General features: G+C 43.5%; 1 protein-coding gene. It reads right to left on the reverse strand.

All coding sequences use genetic code 11. The features are described 5' to 3' along the window. A partial coding sequence (locus ACQ76X_RS36000; RefSeq protein ID WP_438498683.1) for an RHS repeat domain-containing protein occupies positions 1-990 on the reverse strand: 990 nt, incomplete at both ends.

Genomic DNA, 990 nt, shown 5'->3' on the forward strand with positions numbered 1-990 from the left:
GTGCGTGCTTTCAGGGCATAGTCGCTGACGATGAGGTCTCCATTTGCATTCGTAGCTCGGTTCTGCCTGCCCCAGGCATCGTAACTGACGGTCATTGTATTTCTGGCCGGGTCAACTACATACACGGGACGATTCCACTCGTCGTAATGATACTGTGTTTGGGTATACCTTCCTGCGTTGGGGTCATAGCGCTCTTGCAGTAATGTTTGGCCGAGACCATTGTAAAATGTAATCCCGTGAGATTTGACCGTATTTCCATTAGATGTCTGTGTCAACGTGTGTTCCGTATCCACTACAAAACTGTAGGTCCCGGCATTCACTGAATCAAAATTCGTAGAGATCTGATTATATGAGTACCTATATTCCTCTGTTTCAGAATACTTGTCCCCATTTGAATTTGTGAAATTGGGCTTGGTGATCTTTAACAGCCTGCCAAGGTCATCGTAAGTATAGGTGATTTTCTGCTGATTGCCGTTGATTTCACTTTTCAGTAGCCCGTTGCCTTTGTCATAACTCATTTGAGTTTTAACAATTTGCTGATTCGGCTGTCCGAGGTTAAACCATTGCTGTTTTTCAGTTGGATAGGCAAAGTTATACGCCGACCCGTACACAATCACAGACTTAACAACCCGCTGATCACCTTTCCACTTCTCGGCAGTGACAGTGAAGGCACTGTTATCTTTTAAGTACGAATAAATGGTAACTTCTCCCGCTGCATTCGTACTTTTCTCTATTCTTCCATCTGACGTGTAAGCGACTGTTTCACTTACCGGGGTCCCATCGGTCTCATTTTGATACCAGCTCTTTGAAGACAGCAGCTTGAATTTCGGGTCATATTGATATGATAGGGTATATTTCTGCTTAAGAGCAGTGTTATTCCGCTTTTCATTTGACAAAGGTAACGTTTCAGTTTGTACGTATCCCAGAGAGTCATAGGTTAAATCTGTATATAGGGTATTAGGGTTCGTATCTGCATCACCTTCATACTCT

Source organism: Paenibacillus sp. IHBB 3054 (assembly GCF_051594305.1).
Taxonomy (GTDB): domain Bacteria; phylum Bacillota; class Bacilli; order Paenibacillales; family Paenibacillaceae; genus Paenibacillus_AQ.